This window comes from Micromonospora sp. NPDC051543 (genome assembly GCF_044454415.1).
Taxonomy (GTDB): Bacteria; Actinomycetota; Actinomycetes; order Mycobacteriales; family Micromonosporaceae; genus Micromonospora.
The window spans coordinates 185826-200978 of the sequence record NZ_JBITDT010000008.1; the positions used below are offsets into that span (position 1 = coordinate 185826).

Sequence of the window (15153 nt, forward strand, 5' to 3'; positions counted from 1 at the left end):
CATGCAAGGTTCAGCCGACGTTCACGTGGTCACTCGTTCGGGCCGCGGCCCAGCAGCCGGATCTCCTCGTTGTCCAGCGCCGACTGGAGCTCCTGGAGCACCAGGTCGTCGATCTCCCGGTTGTCGCGCAGCCGCGTCAGCTCCCGTCGCTTGTGGGCGAGGACGCCGAGACGCAGCCGGCGCTCCAGCTTGCGTTCCTCGGCGGTCCGACCGCCGGTCTCGTTGAGGTCGGCCAGGTGTCGCTGGTACTCGGCCCGCAGCCGGCGTACGGCCTCCTCCTCGGCCCCCACCTCCTCGGCGACTCCGGGCAGGGCGTCCAGGCCGGCCTGGGTGGCACGCCGGCGGGCGTGTCGGGTCTCGTCGACGCGCTCGGGGTCGCCGGACAGCCCCGCCCAGCGCACCACCAGCGGCAGCGTGGTGCCCTGCACCAGCATGATCAGGACGATCACCAGCGCCGTGACGAAAATGATCAGATCTCGCTCGACCACCGGGCGACCGGAGACCGTCATCGTCGGGACGGCCAGCGCGGCGGCGAGCGAAACGGCGCCCCGGAACCCGGACCAGCCCGCGACCGTGCCGACCCGCCAACTCGGCGTGCTCTCTCCCCCCTCGACCATTCGACGACGCCGTAGTCGCACCGACTGCGACGTCAGGTAGACGAAGCCCAACCGGGTGAGCACCACGGCGAGCGTCACCGCGAGCACGATCAGCACGGCCCTCGGGGGCGAGGTGCTGACGATGCCGCGAACCGCCCGGGGGATCTGGGTGCCGAGCAGCACGAACAGGCCACCGTTGATCAGGAAGGTGGACAGGTCCCAGAACGCGTACGCCAGCACCCGGGAGCGGGCCCGGATCACCCGTGGGCCGGCGTACGCGAGCACCAGACCGGCGACCACGACGGCCAGCACACCACTGGCGTGCACCGCGCTGGCGAGCAGGAAGGCGGCGAACGGCGTCAGGACGCTCAACGCGCCCTCGCGCAGCGGATCGTCGAGCCGTTTGCGGATCAACACCACGATGACGCCCACCAGCAGACCGGCGACCAGGCCGCCGAGGCTGGCCCCGACGAACTCCTCGCCGATGCCCAGCGCCCCCGGCTCCGCGCTCTGGGTCAGCAGGCCCACGGTCACCGCGAAGACCACCAGGGCGGTTCCGTCGTTGATCAGGCTCTCCGCGTGCAGGGTGGTGAGGAGCTTGCGGGGCAGCCGCTTGGCCAGACCGGTGACCGCGGCGGCGTCGGTCGGCGCGAGCACCGCGCCGAGCACCCAGGCGGCGGCGGGGTTCACGCCGAACGCCTGGGCGGTCAGGGAGACGGTGATCATGGTGAGGACCACGAGCACCACGGCGAGCAGCCCGATCACCGGCAGGTTGGCCCGGATCTCCCGCAGGCTGATGGTCAGGCTCTCCCGGTAGAGGATCGCCGGCAGGAAGATCAGCAGCACCAGGTCCGGTTCCAGGACCAGGTCGGACAGCGGCGGCGCGAGCCCGAGCAGCACTCCGAACGCGATGAGCAGCACCGGCGGCGCGACCCGGTAGCGGCCGCCGAGGGTGGTGCCGATCAGGACGGTGACGCCCAGCACCACGATCAGCACGAGCCCCTGCACGGCGTACCCCCTAGATCCCCGATTGGCGGCGCAGGCCGGTGGTTCCATCTGACCGCACACCGGTGGCCGGTTCCACAGGAACCGGCAAGTCGCCGGCTGCCGGGCGCGGCAGTGCTCAGGTCGGGTCGACTGCGCGGACGCGCGCGGTCAGCAGGCGGGCGGTCCTGCGGTGCGCGCCGGCCTCCTCGTCGTGGCCGAGCGCGGCGGCGAGATCGGCGAGGTGCCCGGCGACCGGTCCGGCGGTGAGCAGCCCGCTGCCGGCGGCCAGTTCGGCGGCGGCCGGCCGGAGCGCGGCGGCCGCGCGCTCGATGGTGGGCCGGTCGTGCACGGCGAGCGCCGCCCGGGCGACGAGGCACAGTCGCACCTCCCGAAGCAGGTCGTGTGGCCCGTCCGGGAGGGCCCGCAGCGCCGACACGGCGGCGCCGCGGTCACCGGAGTGGGCGAGCAGCAGCGGTCGGACCCACGGCTCGTGCGGGCCCCAGTCGCGTCCCGCCCAGTCCTCGTCGTCCGGCCCGGGAACCGGCCGGTCGTCGTGGGCCAGCCGGTCGCCGACGGCGTCGGACAGGCGCAGACCGAGCAGGGCGAGCGGCAGCAGCCCCTGGGCCAGGCCCGGCATGCCGTCGGTCGGCAGCCGCTCGGCGGCGGCCCGGTACGCGGTCACCGCCGCGTCCCGGTCGCCGACCCACGCCCGGCGCAGCGCGGCGTACCAGCCGGTGAAGACACCGACGAGCGGCAGCTCGTACCGCTGCGCGAGGCGATCGGCGGCGCGCGCGTGCTCGTCCGCGCCGGTCCGATCGGCCCGCGCACAGCAGGTCTGGAGCAGGATGAGGTGTCCCAGCACCTCGAAGGTCACCAGGTGCCGCCGGGCGGCGAGGTCGACCAGCTCGGCGCCGATCCGGGCCCGGGCGTCGGCCAGCCCGACGCGGTCGAAGGCGTGCATGAAGCGCGCGTTCAGCGCGAAGGCCAGCAGCCCGGGGTCGTCGAGGGTCCGGGCGATCCGTTCGGCCTCGGCGGCGGCCCGGCGGCCACGGTCATCGGTGACGCCCCGCAGTTCCAGCGCGAGGGTGCTCAGCAGCCGACTGCGTTGCGCCGAGCCGGACGGACCGAGGCCGGTCAGGGCGTGCTCGGCGGCGCGGACGATCCGCTCGGAGAACAGGTCGTCGTCGTTGCGGGTCCAGATGGCGGGCACGTCGAAACCGGCCAGCACCTGGGCGGTCAGCCGGGCGTCACCGAGCGCCTCGGCGTCGGCGATCGCCTCGGCACGGTGACGCCGTGCCTCGGCCAGGCGACCCGTCACCGCCAGCGAGCGCCCGAGGCCGAGCAGCGCCGTCAGCCGCTCGCGCCGCTCGGTCCCCCCGGCCCGGTCGTACGCCTCGACGACCTGCGCCCACAGCCGGGCGGCCTCGTGCGGGTTGCCGCCACGTTCGGCCCGTTCGGCGGCCGTACGGGCGTAGTCGGCGGCCCGTCGGGCGGCTGCCGGCCCCCCGGCGGACAGCAGGTGGTGCGCGAGCGTGGCGGGGTCGACGGGCTGGTGCCGCTGCAACGCCTCGGCCACCGCGGCGTGCCAGGCCGCGCGACGCGACGCGGACAGGTCGGCGTAGAGCGTGTCGCGGACCAGGATGTGGGTGAACCGTAGCCGCCCGTCGGACGCCTGCTCGGTCAGGAAGCCGGCCTGCAACGCACGGTCGACGGCGTCCAGCAGCGCCGCCGGGTCGTCGGTGAGCGCGCCGAGCACGGCGGGGTCGACGTCCCGGCCGAGCACCGCCGCCTGCCGCAGCACGGTACGGGTTGGTGGGGGCAACTGCGCGAGGCGGTGCCGGATGACGTCGCGCACCCCGGGCGGTACCGCCTCCAGCGCCGCGCCGCCCGCCTCGGCGTACAGCTGGGCCAGCTCCCGGACGAAGAACGGGTTACCCGCGCTGCGGCGGTGGATCAGCGCGACGGCGGGCGGGGCCAGTTGCGTGCCGACGACGGTGCGGGCCAGTTCGCCGGTGGCCTCCGGGGACAGTCCGGCGAGGTACTGCCGTACGGGTTCGAGCCCGGCGGCTCGGGCCAGGGCGGCGGTCAACCCCCCGGTGATCTCGGTGGCCCGGTACGTGCCCAGGACCAGCACCGGTCCGGTGGCGGGTTGCGGCCCGGCGAGCAGTGCGGTGAGCAGGTCCAACGTGTCGCCGTCGGCCCGGTGCAGGTCGTCCAGGACCAGCAGCAGCGGGCCCCGGTCGGCGACGGCGGAGAGCACCGACGCCACCGCGCGGTGGCGGCGGAACCGCGCCACAGCGGGATCGTCGATGCTGTCGGCGCCAGCCGCCCCGCCGTCGGACGACACGCCATCCGGAGAGGACGACACGCCGCCCGGAGAGGACGGCACGCCGCCGGGGAAGGACGGCAGGTCCGAGCCGGTGAGCGCTTCGACGATCTGGGTCCACGGCCAGGCGGCCGGAGCGCCCTCGTACTCGGGACTGCGCCCCCACGCCGTGGTCCAGCCCTCGGCGGCCAACTGTCGCGCCAGCGCCTCGGCCAGGGCCGTCTTGCCGGCGCCCGGATCGCCGCTGAGCAGAGCGAGCGTGGGCCGTCCGGAACGGGTGGCGGCCTCGGCGGCACCCCGCAGCCGCTCCCGCTCCGCGTCCCGTCCCACGAACGGCCGTTGCGACGCCGATCCGCCGTCCGGAACGGCTCCGGCCCGGTCGGGAACGGCCACCGTGGGGGTGTCGGTGAGGTGCGGGGCCTGCGCGAGGATGTCGGCCTCCAGCCGGCGCAACTCGGGGCCCGGGTCCACCCCCAGCTCCGCCACGAGGACCGCGCGGGCCTCGCGCAGGGCGGCCAGCGCCTCGCCCTGTCGACCGGCGCGGTAGCGGGCCAGGGCGAGCAGCCGCCAGGCGTCCTCGCGCAGCGGATGGGCGGCGAGGTGGCCGGGCAGGTCGGCGGCGGCCTCGTCCGGCCGACCCAGCGCGAGCAGCGCCTCGGCCCGCCGTTCCACGGCGAGCATCCGCAGCTCGTCCAGCCGGTTGACCTCCGCCACGGCCCAGCCCTCGCCCACGCAGTCCGCGTACGCGGGCCCGCGCCACAGCCCGAGCGCCGCGTCCAGCGCCGCGAGGGCCGGCGCGGGCAGCTGCGCCGTCAGAAGCCGACCGGCCTCGCCGACCGCCGCCTCGAAACGGTCGGCGTCCACCGCGTCCGGGGTGGTCCGCAGCGCGTACCCCGAGGGCTCGGTGACCAGGAGGCCAGATGGCTGCCGGGGCGGCCGGTCGGGCTCCAACGCCCGGCGGAGGTCGGCGACGAACGTCCGGATCGCGCCCACCGCGCGCTCCGGCGGAACCTCCCACAGGTCGTCGACGAGACGTTCCACCGGCACCACCCGACCACCGGCGATGAGCAACCGGGCCAGCACCAGTCGCTGCCGGTGCCCCCGCAGCGAAACCGGACCGGTCCCGGCGGCGGCGGTCACCGGCCCGAGCACGCCGAACGTCACCGGTGCCGTCGGCTGCCTGGTCATGGCCTCAATCTAGCCCGCACTGATCCGACGCTGACCGTCCGCTGATCACCCCCGGGCAGGCTCGATGACGTACGACGGCGACGGGCATCCCCGCGCCAAGACCGCTCATCAGAGAGGCTCACCCGTGCAGCCGAGGATCAACGGATTCGACTACCAGCGCGTCACCGTCGCCGACGGCGTGACGCTCAGCGCCGCCGTGGGCGGCTCTGGGCCACCGATCGTGCTGTTGCACGGTTTTCCGCAGACCCACCTCATGTGGCGGCACGTCGCCGCCGACCTCGCCGCCGACCACACCGTCATCTGCCCCGACCTGCGCGGCTACGGCGAGAGCGACAAGCCCGTGGACGGCGACGGCACCGCGTACTCGAAGCGGACCATGGCCGCCGATGTCGTGGCGCTGGCCCGCGCGCTCGGCCATGACCGCTTCGCCCTGGCCGGGCATGACCGGGGCGCTCTCGTGGCGTTCCGCGCCGGCCTCGACCACCCGGCGGCGATCAGCCGGCTCACCCTGCTCGACGTGCTACCCACCCTGGACATGTGGGACGTGCTGCACGGCGTCGACGCCTCCGTCGCCTTCCACCTGTACCTGATGGCGCAGCCGCCCGGCCTGCCCGAGAAGCTGATCGGCGGCAGCCCGGACGCGTTCTTCGGCCACTTCCTCGACGTCTGGACCCGCGACCCGGACGCGCTGCCGGCGGACGTGCGCGCTGCCTATCTGCGCGCGTCCCGCGACGCGGTGACCTCGATCGTCGCCGACTACCGGGCGTCCGCGGGGATCGACGTCGCGCACGACGGGGCCGACCGGGCGGCCGGCAACCGGCTGCGGTTGCCGGTGACCGTGCTTGCGCAGGACTGGGGGGCCGCTCTCGGCTACGACGCGGCAGCCGTGTGGCGGGCCTGGGCACCGGACCTCACGCACCGGACCGTCACCTGCGGGCACTTCATGGCCGAGGAAGCGCCGGCAGTCGTGGTGGGGGCGCTGCGCGACCACGGGGAGTTGGATATCCGACACTGAAGGTAACGAGCGACCGAAGGGTGGCCGGGCTACCGCAGACCGCCCGGCCACCCACCCACAAACGTTCTGACCTGCGGAAATGCGACGTTACACCAGGTGGACGCAAACCGGTCGGCGGTGATACACAGGCAGATATCGGCGACCAACGACGGCCCGTCGGTCACCTCCTCGACCATCGTCTTTCCACCACCCGCCGGTCACGAACCGACCCGTCCCCGTTTGGTGGTCGGGAGGTGGCAGGGTCCTCGACCAGGGAGTTGCCGTGAGGTATCTGCGTATCCGGTCCCGCCACCAGCCGTACGAGGTCGCTGTACTGATCACGGCACCCCTCTGCGGCATCATGATGATGCTCCTCGACGTCCGACCGACCTCCATCCAGACGTCCATGCCGGAACCTGTCCAGGCCGCCTGGGAGATCGGTCTGATCGCGGTGGGCGTGTGCGGGCTGCTGGGCATCCTGTGGCCCGGCCGGCTCTCCACCGGGCTCGGCATCGAGCTCGCGTCGGTCCTGGTGCTCGGCACGATCACCGGCATGTACGCGGTGGCCCTGTTGGCGCTGTGGAGCCAGCAGTCGCTGGTCGCCGCGTCGTTCGTCGTGGCGGTGGCGGTGGGATCGCTGTGGCGGGCCGCGCAACTCGCCGTCGACCTACGCCGTCTCGTCCGCGCATGTGAATGTGTGAGCTACGAAGAACTACAGGGAAGTGTCCCGTGAACACCTCGCCGGCCCCTGCCGCGCCACACTGGGTGCAGGTGGCACTCAGTGTGTTCGGCATCCTCGGCGGTTCGACCGGTCTTGCCGCGATCGCCACCGTGCTGGTGCAGCGGGGCAAGTTCAAGGCCGACGCCGCCGACACCCTCACCGAGGCCGCCCTCACCCTGGTGCAGCCGCTACAGACCCGGATCACCGAGCTGGAGGGCGAGGCGCTGCACGCCCGTACCGAGCTGGGGACGCTGCGCGAGCAGGTCAACCAGTTGCAGTTCGTCGTGCGCGTGCTGACCCGCACGTTGGACCGGTGGCGGGCGGCGATCCGCGCGCCGGACGCCACGCTGCGCAGGGTGCGCGCGGTGGTGGCGGAGTCCGACCGGAGCCCCGAGTGACGCGCGCTCCGTTCACTGCGCGTCGGCGCCGCGGAGCCGACCGACGAGGTCGCGTACGGCCGCCCGGAACGCCGGGTCGGACTCGCCCGGGTGGTGCCCGCGCAGCGGCGGAGGCCGGCGCTCGCCGGGCGCCGGCAGCAGGCCATCCGGATCCCGCAGCCGCCGGTCGACGTGACCGGCAGGGTCGGTGGGGTCCGGCGAAGGATCGCCGGGTCGGTGCGCGGCGAAGATCCAGCCGCCGACCGGATCGGTGTCCCGCCACAGGTTGACCCACCGCCATCCGACCCGCTCCCCCACCCGACGCAGCGTCCTGTCGTCGAGGTGGGCGGGGAAGAGCCGGGCGTAGAGGCGGTCCAGTGGCGAGCCGTAGGTCAGCAGCGCGACCCGTCGCCGCGCGGCCGGTGGCAGCCGCAGCACCGCGAGCGCCAGCAGCGCCGAGCCGTGACTGTGCCCGCACACCAGCACCCCGGCGTGCCGCTCGGTCAGGTGGCCGATCCGGTCGGCCAACTCCGGTACCGCCCGGTCGGCGTAGCTCGGCGGCGCGAACGGGTGGGCGGCCCGGGGCCAGAAGGTGCCCAGGTCCCACAGGATCCCGACGTGCCGGCGGAACCACGCGGTCCGGTACGCGAAGAGACCGCCGGACAGCAGGGTGACAGCCACCGCGGCGACCAGATAGGTGCCTCCCACCAGGCCCATCCCGACCACACCGGCCGGCAGCCCGAGAACCCGCCGCGCCACGTCGTCCGGTTCGAGTCCGAACTGCCCGAGCAGACTCGTGGCGAGCCCGATCAGGGCGAGCACCGCGTAGGTGACGGCCAGCAGGCCCAGCCACTCGGTGAACCGCGCGCGGGCCACGGCCTTGGTGACCTGTCGCAACCGCACGGTCGCCCCCGGCGGCGGCGCGGGAAAGTCGCGGGCGGTGATCGTCGCCGCCGCGCGTCGGCGACGTCGCCGCGACAGGACGGTCAGCACCACACCCAACACCACCGCCGCGTCGACGTGCAGGAAGAAGGCCAGCACCGTCCAGCGGTACGGCAACGGCGGCCCGCCGTCACCGCGATATCCGCCGAGCAGTACCCCGCTCTGGTAGACCAGGCCGGAGGCGAGAGCGCCGGCCAGGCCGACCGCGATGGCCGCGATGACCGCCGCGCCCGCGCCTCCCGGAAGCGCCCGGCGACCGCGACCCCGTTGCCGTAACACCAGTCCACTGAGCAGCACCAGCAACGCCATCTGGCCGAACAGCGTGCCGCCCGCGATCCCGCCGTAGCCGGGGAGTCCGGCCGATGTCGGCCAACCCCGCCCGTCGCCCGCGACGACGACGAGGGTCGCCACCGTCAGGCCGGCCGCCACCGCGGCGGTGGCGCGCGCGGTCACGGTGGCCGTCCGCGCGGTCGCGGCCCGGTCGATCAGACCCGGGACGGCGAGCAGACCGACGCAGGCCACCAGGACCGCCGCGGTGGACGCCAGCAACAGGTTCGTCCCGGCCGTCGCGCCGCCGGCCCGCCGGGCCGTGAGCAGCAGCAGATCGAGTACGCCGAGCGCGGCGGCGACGTGGATCGCCCGTAACCGCTCCACCAGGGGCTCCACGGCCCACAGCGGGTTGCCGGACGGTCGGCGACGGCGGGTCCCGAGCAGTCTCAGGAGCCCCACGGCGGCGATCGGCAGCAACGCCAGCACGGCCAGCCGCTGCCCGACGTGTCGGTCGTCCAGCCCGAACATCGTGTCGAAGGGCGTCCGGCAGGGTGTCGCGCCGAGACAACGCCAGGCGAGCAGGTCGAGGGCGACCCCGGCGACGGCCACCACGTACACCAGGGTGAGGTTGAGCGCGAGGAGCCGGCTGAGGACGGTGACCCCGGCGGCGCGTTCGCCGGTGGGTCGCATCCACGCCGCCGCGTTGCTGAGCATGAACGGCAGCAGCAGGACCATGGAGAGCGTCCGGCCCACCGTGCCCGAGGGCAGATCACCCCAGCGGTACGCCTCGAGCGTCAACCCGTCGGGGGCGTCGCGGCCCGGCCCGTCCGGCCGGTAGAAGCCGCCACGATCGTCACCCGCGACCTGGCGCGCCGACGCCGAGCCCAGGACGACCGAGGGTTCCGCCCCCGACACGCCGTGCACCCGCAACTCCACCATGTCGGCGCGTCGCCGAGGGTCGTCCGGGCGCGGTGCTGACATCGGCGGGTTACCCGGGCCGGCGGGCATCGGGGCTGCCGTCCCGCATGGCCCGGCCGGCGTAGCGCCGGAGGCCGGGCATTCCATCGACCAGGACGATCAGCACCAGCACCCCGGCGACGACGGCGCTGTTGGCGACGTGCGGAAGCCGCTGGGTCGCGAACCCGAACCCGATGATCGCCGGCACACCGACCAGACGCGCCCAGGGCCGGCTGCCGTCGACCACCCACGCGAGCAGGATCCGGGCGGTCAGGAAGAGCGCCGGGCCGACGATACCGAGGGCCAGTTGGGCCGTCTCCTCGGTGCGGGGGTCCTCGATCGTCATCTCCATGGCCACCGAGGTGGCCAGCACGCCGGCGATCATGATCAGGTGCAGATAGCCGGCGAGCAGCGCCAGTTTGCTGCCGGGCGGGCCGGCCGCCATGATGCTCGCGCCCAGCCGCGAACCGGCCGGCACCAGGTAGAGCCGGGCGAGGGCCACCGCGGTGACGAACGCCAGGGCAAAGGCCAACGTGCTCTCGAGGTGCAGGCCGGAGTCGCTGTAGGCGATGCCGGCGAACAGGAGAAGCTCACCCAACGCGATGATGAAGATCTGCTGGTACCGCTCGGAGAGATGCTCACCGTTCACCTGGAGGTCCGGCCAGGTGCTACGCCCGAGCCACGGGAACGGCCAGCGCAGCCGGGCCAGGGAGTACTCCAGCACCAGGGCGAGGGTCCAGAGCACCTCCCGAGCCGGGGCGACGGCCGCGCCGACCAGCCACATCGCACCGGAGATCGCGAACCAGATCGCCACCCGCAGGCTCCGCAGTTGCAGCGGATGCCCGCGCAGCGCCGGGATCAGCAGGGCGCCCCGACCCAGGTGGATGGCCACGTAGGCGCCGGCGAACAGCGCGGCGTGCGAGTCGAACGCGGTGGGCACGGCCGCCGCCATCAGCAGGCCGCCGAACATCACCCAGAGCAGGAGTACGACGATCAGCGGCGCCCGGGGATCGAACCAGTCCGCCGACCACGCGGTCACGAACCACACCCACCAGATCGCCGCCAGCATCACCATGACCTGGAAGCCACTGGTGACGCTGGGGTCGTCGACCACCGCCCGGGACAGGCGGGTCAACGCGAAGATGAAGGCCAGGTCGAAGAAGAGCTCCAGGAACGAGGTCCGCCGGGGGTCCTCCCGCTTCTGAAGCAGCCGCCCGGGAAGCCCGTTCGCCATCGCCCCCCTTCCCGGATGTCACCCGCCGACCCAGTCGTACCACCTGCGGGGCCCTGCTCGGGCGGGTTCCGGGGTCAGCGGGCGATGAGGTCCGCCGCCACGTTCCAGAGGCGCTCGGCGTTGCCCGGGTCGACGGCGTACGCCGCCACGCCGCTGTAGTCGGCGGGCCGCTCGGTCCGGACGGGGGCCTCGGCGCAGTCCTCGAAGTAGCGACCGCCGACGCCGTCGAGCAGCGGGGACGCGGCGAGCAGCACCGAGGTGGCGGCACCCTGCTGCGGGCTCTTCTGCCGCTCCTTCGGCGTACGGAGCCCGCCGGTGTGCTTCTGCAACCCGGTGGCGATCGCCCCCGGGTTCAGGGCGTTGGCGTGGATGCCCTCGCCGGCCCAGCGACGGTTGGCCTCGACGGCGAGCAGCGCCTCTCCGCTCTTGGACTGCCCGTACGCCAGAAGGGGGTCGTACGGCCGGAACGCGAAGTGCAGGTCGTCGAAGATCACCGGGGAGAAGAGGTTGCCGCTGGAGCTGACCGACACGACCCGGGCGCCACCGGCGGCGGCGAGAGCGTCGTGCAGGCCTACGGTCAGCGCGTAGTGCCCCATGAAGTTGGTGGCGAACTGCATCTCCCAGCCCTCGGCAGTGCGCTCCAACTCGGGCAGCGCCATGATCCCGGCATTGTTGATCAGGATGTGCAGCGGCCCCTCCCAGCCGACGACGAACCGGCGTACCGAATCCTGGTTGGCCACATCCAGCTCGCGGACCGTGACGCGGTCCGCGCCGACGCTGGCCGCGATCTCCCTGGCGGCCTCCTCGCCGGCCGGAACGCGACGCACCGCGAGCACCACCTCGGCGCCGGCGGCGGCCAGGGTGCGGGCGGTCTCGATGCCGATGCCGGCGGCGCCGCCGGTGATGACGGCCCGCTTGCCGGTCAGGTCGACGCCGGCGAGCACCTCGTCGGCGGTCGAGGCGAAACCGAAAGGCGTCGTGATTCGCTCGGTCATCTCTGTCCCATCTCTCGATCACGCTTACCCGACCCACTGTCACCCGGCCGGTCGGCGATATCCGGGTTACCGGTTTTCCTGGTAGTGGCAGGACCAGGCTGGGCGGCGGCGGCCGCTCCTACGATGGGCTGGTGAGCACGGCCGGCCCGCTGGGCGAGTACCTGCGTGCCCGGCGCGAGCTGGTCGGGCCGGGTGACGTCGGTCTGCCGGCACACGGTCGCCGGCGGGTGCCGGGTCTGCGACGCGAGGAGGTGGCCCTGCTCGCGGGCATCAGCGCCGACTACTACCTGCGGTTGGAGCAGGGACGGGACCGCAACCCGTCGGCCCAGGTGCTCGAAGCGCTGGCGCGGGCGCTGCTGCTGGACACGGAGGCCACCGCGCACCTGCGCCGCCTCGGTGGACACGCCCCGCCCGAGGGGCCGGCACGACGGCCGGAGCGGGTACCGGTGGGCATCCGGCAGCTGGTGGGTTCCTGGGCGGAGACGCCAGCCTTCGTACACGGCCGGCACCTGGACGTCCTCTTCGCCAACCCGATGGCGACCGCGCTGACACCGATCTACCGGGTCGGGGTGAACCTGCTGCGCGAGGTCTTCCTGGGCCCGCGCGTGCCGGCGCTCTACCCGGCCCCGGAGGCGGTCGCCGCCAGCGCGGTGGCGGGCCTGCGCGCGCAGGTGGGGGTCGAGGTGGACGATCCACGGCTCACCGAGCTGGTCGACGAGTTGACGGCCGGCAGCGAATTGTTCCGGCGGCTGTGGGCGCGCCACGACGTCACCGCCCGCGCGGGTGGCGGGTTGCGCGTGTTCCACCATCCGCGGGTGGGCGAGTTGGAGCTGCGCTACGAGAAGCTGACGATCAGCGGCACGACCCAGTCGCTGGTCGTCTACCACGCCGAGCCGGGCAGCCCGTCCGCCCGCTCCCTCGCCCGGCTCGGCGACGCCGTCTCCGCGCTGGACGGCTAGCGGGGCCCTACCGGTCGGCCGCCCGCTCGGCGACCACCACCGAGATGCCGTCGAGGACGCGTTGCAGGCCGAACTCGAAGGCGTACTCCGGGCCGTAGGCGGCGCCGTGCTGCTGACCGGCCGCGGTGCCGACCCGCGACGCGGTCGGGTAGCTGTCGGGGTTCAGGAACGTCTCCAGCCAGGGGGCGTGCGACTGCCACCACTGGCCGTCGGTCATGCCGGTCTCCCGTTCCAGGTCGACCACCTCGGAGGCGGCGCGCGCGGAACTCTTCACGTGCCCGAGCACGAGGGTGAGCACCGCGTCCATCTCGACGTCGGTGAGCCCGATGTCGGCGACCGCGCCGAGTTCGTGGTCGTACTTGGCCATCAGGTGCGGCCCGAGCACCGGGCGGGTGGTCTCGGCCCGCACCATCCACCGGTGCCGCTGGTAGAGCGCCAGGTTGTCCCGGGCGATCCGTTCCAGCCGGGCCCGCCAGTCACCCTCGACGGCAGAACGCGGCATCTCGCCGTACGCGGTGTCGATCATGACGTCGACGAGTTCGGCCTTGCCCGGCACGTACGTGTAGACCGACATGGTGCCCACGCCCAGCGCCTCGGCGACCCGACGCATGGTCACCGCGTCGAGCCCTTCGGTGTCGGCGATGTCGATGGCGGCCCGGACGATCCGGTCGACGGTCAGCCCCTGCCCGGCGCCGCGGCTGGTCGGTTCCCGGGTGCGCCAGAGGATCGCCAGGCTGCGGGCCGGGTCCGCGGTCGGCTTGCGCTCAGTCGCCATGGTCCGGCCATCCTAACAACGCGGGCGTACGCGGTACGGTGCCGGCGGGGTCCACCTGTGGCGGCCCGCCGGCACCGGCCCGGTCACGGCTTGAGCACGACCTTCTCGCAGTCGTCCTGCTTGTTCTTGAACAGGTCGAAGCCGCGTGCCGCGTCGTTGAGCGGCAGCGTGTGGGTGATCACGCGGGTGGGGTCCAGCTCGCCGTTCTCGATGTGGCGTAGCAGCGGCGTCATGTACCGCTGGACGTGGCACTGACCGGTGCGCAGGGTCAGCGACCGGTTCATCCAGGCGCCGGCGGGGAACTTGTCGAGGAAGCCGCCGTACACGCCGATGACCGACACGACGCCGCCGCTGCGGCAGGACAGGATCGCCTGGCGCAGCGCGTGTGGCCGCTCGGTCTCCGACCGCACCGCCTGCTTCACCCGGTCGTACGCGTGCAGGTGCGCGCTGCCGTGGCTGGCCTCCATGCCGACGGCGTCGATGCACTTGTCCGGCCCGCGTCCGCCGGTCAGCTCCAGCAGCCGGGACCGGACGTCCACCTCCTCGAAGTTGATCGTGGTGTGCCCGGCCTCCTCCGCCATCCGCAGCCGGTACGGCTCCTTGTCGATCGCGATGACCGTGGCCGCGCCGAGCAGGCGGGCGCTGTCCATGGCGAACTGCCCGACCGGGCCCGCGCCCCACACGGCGACGACGTCGCTGGGCTGGATGTCGCACATCTCGGCGCCCATGTAGCCGGTGGGCAGGATGTCGGACAGGAACAGCACCTGCTCGTCGGTCAGGTCGGATTCGATCTTCAGCGGTCCGACGTCGGCGAACGGCACCCGCACATACTCGGACTGGCCACCGGCGAACCCGCCGGTCAGGTGGGAGTAGCCGAAGATGCCGGCCACCGGGTGGCCGAACATCTTCTCCGCGATCCCGGCGTTGGGGTTGCTGTTCTCGCAGCACGACCACAGCTCGGCGGCACACGCCGCGCACGCGCCGCAGGCGATCGGGAACGGCACCACCACCCGGTCGCCGACCCGCAGCCGGCCCGGGTCGACGCCGCCGCCGACCTCCACCACCTCGCCCATGAACTCGTGGCCCAGCACGTCACCGTCCTGCATCGTCGGCACGTACCCGTCGACCAGGTGCAGGTCCGAGCCGCAGATCGCGGTCGAGGTGACCTTCACGATCGCGTCCCGCCGGTTGAGGATGCTCGGGTCCGGCACGTCGCGGACCTCGACCTTGTTGCGTCCGGCCCAGGTGTTCGCCCTCACGCCGCCTCCCCCTTGGACAACTCGTCGCTGGACAGCGGCTGCGCCGGCCGCTGCGGGAACTCCCGGCGGGCACGCTTGCCCCACGGCGCGCCGTCGGAGCGCACCACCTCGCCGGTCTCCAGCACCTGCTTGAGGCGGCGCAGGTCGTCATCGAGCTGCTGGTGCGGCTCCTCGCCGAAGTACCTCGCCACGGCCTGGCCGAGCTTGCCGCCGGGGATGTCGTAGACCAGCAGCACGTGCACCTCGGTGCTGACGCCGTCGGGCGCGGGCACGAACCACACCTTGCCGGTGTTCGGCACGTCGGCGTCGCCGGTGGACCGCCAGCCGATGCGTTCGCCGGGCACCTCCTCGGTGATCTCCGCGTCCCACTCGACGCTGCGGTCGAACGGCGCGCTCGCCGTCCAGTGACTCGTCCGCTCCCCGGTGACGCGCACCTCCTCCAGATGGGCCATGAACGTCGGCAGGTTCTCCAGGCGGCGCCAGAAGGCGTACACGTCGGCCGCCGGTTGACGGATGGTCGTCGTGGCCAGCAGATCCATGATTCCCTCCCCTCTCTCCGGCCTCACCTACCCC

At 73.4% G+C, this 15153-nt stretch carries 12 protein-coding genes; 4 read left to right on the forward strand and 8 right to left on the reverse strand.

Going from position 1 to position 15153, the window contains the following annotated elements; all coding sequences use genetic code 11:
• Nucleotides 1-29 precede the first annotated feature (29 nt).
• Together ACIA3K_RS16785 and ACIA3K_RS16790 are read right to left on the reverse strand one after the other, a co-directional pair.
• Complete coding sequence (locus ACIA3K_RS16785; protein WP_396801963.1) at nt 30-1604, reverse strand: Na+/H+ antiporter; 1575 nt, start codon at nt 1602-1604, stop codon at nt 30-32.
• Nucleotides 1605-1719: 115 nt separating this feature from the next.
• Nucleotides 1720-5097 carry a BTAD domain-containing putative transcriptional regulator gene (locus ACIA3K_RS16790; protein ID WP_396801964.1) on the reverse strand — a complete coding sequence of 1126 codons (3378 nt, stop codon included), beginning with the start codon at nt 5095-5097 and terminating at the stop codon, nt 1720-1722.
• Between the two features lie 124 nt (nt 5098-5221).
• Here ACIA3K_RS16790 and ACIA3K_RS16795 point away from each other — a divergent pair, with 124 nt between their 5' ends.
• The 3 genes from ACIA3K_RS16795 to ACIA3K_RS16805 all read left to right on the forward strand — a co-directional run bounded on the left by ACIA3K_RS16795 (nt 5222) and on the right by ACIA3K_RS16805 (nt 7210).
• Nucleotides 5222-6112, forward strand: coding sequence for an alpha/beta fold hydrolase (locus tag ACIA3K_RS16795; RefSeq protein ID WP_396801965.1), 891 nt, complete (start codon nt 5222-5224; stop codon nt 6110-6112).
• 262 nt (nt 6113-6374) lie between these two features.
• Nucleotides 6375-6824 carry a hypothetical protein gene (locus ACIA3K_RS16800; protein ID WP_396801967.1) on the forward strand — a complete coding sequence of 150 codons (450 nt, stop codon included), beginning with the start codon at nt 6375-6377 and terminating at the stop codon, nt 6822-6824.
• Between the two features lie 38 nt (nt 6825-6862).
• Nucleotides 6863-7210 carry a hypothetical protein gene (locus ACIA3K_RS16805; RefSeq protein WP_396801968.1) on the forward strand — a complete coding sequence of 116 codons (348 nt, stop codon included), beginning with the start codon at nt 6863-6865 and terminating at the stop codon, nt 7208-7210.
• A 12-nt stretch (nt 7211-7222) separates the two neighbouring features.
• On the opposite strand, the gene ACIA3K_RS16810 is transcribed toward ACIA3K_RS16805, so the two are convergent.
• From ACIA3K_RS16810 to ACIA3K_RS16820, 3 genes are all read right to left on the reverse strand, one after another.
• Nucleotides 7223-9382, reverse strand: a complete 2160-nt coding sequence (locus ACIA3K_RS16810) for a hypothetical protein (protein ID WP_396801969.1) — start codon at nt 9380-9382, stop codon at nt 7223-7225.
• 7 nt (nt 9383-9389) lie between these two features.
• Nucleotides 9390-10592: a low temperature requirement protein A gene (locus ACIA3K_RS16815; protein WP_396801971.1), complete on the reverse strand. Its 1203-nt coding sequence runs from the start codon at nt 10590-10592 to the stop codon at nt 9390-9392.
• 74 nt (nt 10593-10666) lie between these two features.
• Nucleotides 10667-11587, reverse strand: coding sequence for an SDR family NAD(P)-dependent oxidoreductase (locus ACIA3K_RS16820; protein ID WP_396801972.1), 921 nt, complete (start codon nt 11585-11587; stop codon nt 10667-10669).
• Between the two features lie 131 nt (nt 11588-11718).
• Here ACIA3K_RS16820 and ACIA3K_RS16825 point away from each other — a divergent pair, with 131 nt between their 5' ends.
• Nucleotides 11719-12546, forward strand: coding sequence for a helix-turn-helix domain-containing protein (locus ACIA3K_RS16825; protein WP_396801974.1), 828 nt, complete (start codon nt 11719-11721; stop codon nt 12544-12546).
• A gap of 7 nt (nt 12547-12553) precedes the next feature.
• On the opposite strand, the gene ACIA3K_RS16830 is transcribed toward ACIA3K_RS16825, so the two are convergent.
• The 3 genes from ACIA3K_RS16830 to ACIA3K_RS16840 all read right to left on the reverse strand — a co-directional run bounded on the left by ACIA3K_RS16830 (nt 12554) and on the right by ACIA3K_RS16840 (nt 15119).
• Nucleotides 12554-13321: a TetR/AcrR family transcriptional regulator gene (locus ACIA3K_RS16830; RefSeq protein WP_396801976.1), complete on the reverse strand. Its 768-nt coding sequence runs from the start codon at nt 13319-13321 to the stop codon at nt 12554-12556.
• Between the two features lie 83 nt (nt 13322-13404).
• Nucleotides 13405-14580, reverse strand: a complete 1176-nt coding sequence (locus ACIA3K_RS16835; protein ID WP_396801978.1) for a zinc-dependent alcohol dehydrogenase — start codon at nt 14578-14580, stop codon at nt 13405-13407.
• A complete protein-coding gene (locus ACIA3K_RS16840; RefSeq protein ID WP_396801979.1) occupies nt 14577-15119 on the reverse strand; it encodes an SRPBCC family protein in 543 nt (180 codons plus the stop codon). The genes ACIA3K_RS16835 and ACIA3K_RS16840 overlap by 4 nt, the downstream gene beginning before the upstream one ends.
• Between the last annotated feature and the right edge of the window lie 34 nt (nt 15120-15153).

Bases quoted from the DNA above. Each gene is read 5' to 3' on its own strand.
- ACIA3K_RS16790 (WP_396801964.1), bottom strand. From the start codon at position 5,097: ATGACCAGGCAGCCGACGGCACCGGTGACGTTCGGCGTGCTCGGGCCG.
- ACIA3K_RS16810 (WP_396801969.1), bottom strand. From the start codon at position 9,382: ATGTCAGCACCGCGCCCGGACGACCCTCGGCGACGCGCCGACATGGTG.
- ACIA3K_RS16815 (WP_396801971.1), bottom strand. From the start codon at position 10,592: ATGGCGAACGGGCTTCCCGGGCGGCTGCTTCAGAAGCGGGAGGACCCC.
- ACIA3K_RS16820 (WP_396801972.1), bottom strand. From the start codon at position 11,587: ATGACCGAGCGAATCACGACGCCTTTCGGTTTCGCCTCGACCGCCGAC.
- ACIA3K_RS16830 (WP_396801976.1), bottom strand. From the start codon at position 13,321: ATGGCGACTGAGCGCAAGCCGACCGCGGACCCGGCCCGCAGCCTGGCG.
- ACIA3K_RS16840 (WP_396801979.1), bottom strand. From the start codon at position 15,119: ATGGATCTGCTGGCCACGACGACCATCCGTCAACCGGCGGCCGACGTG.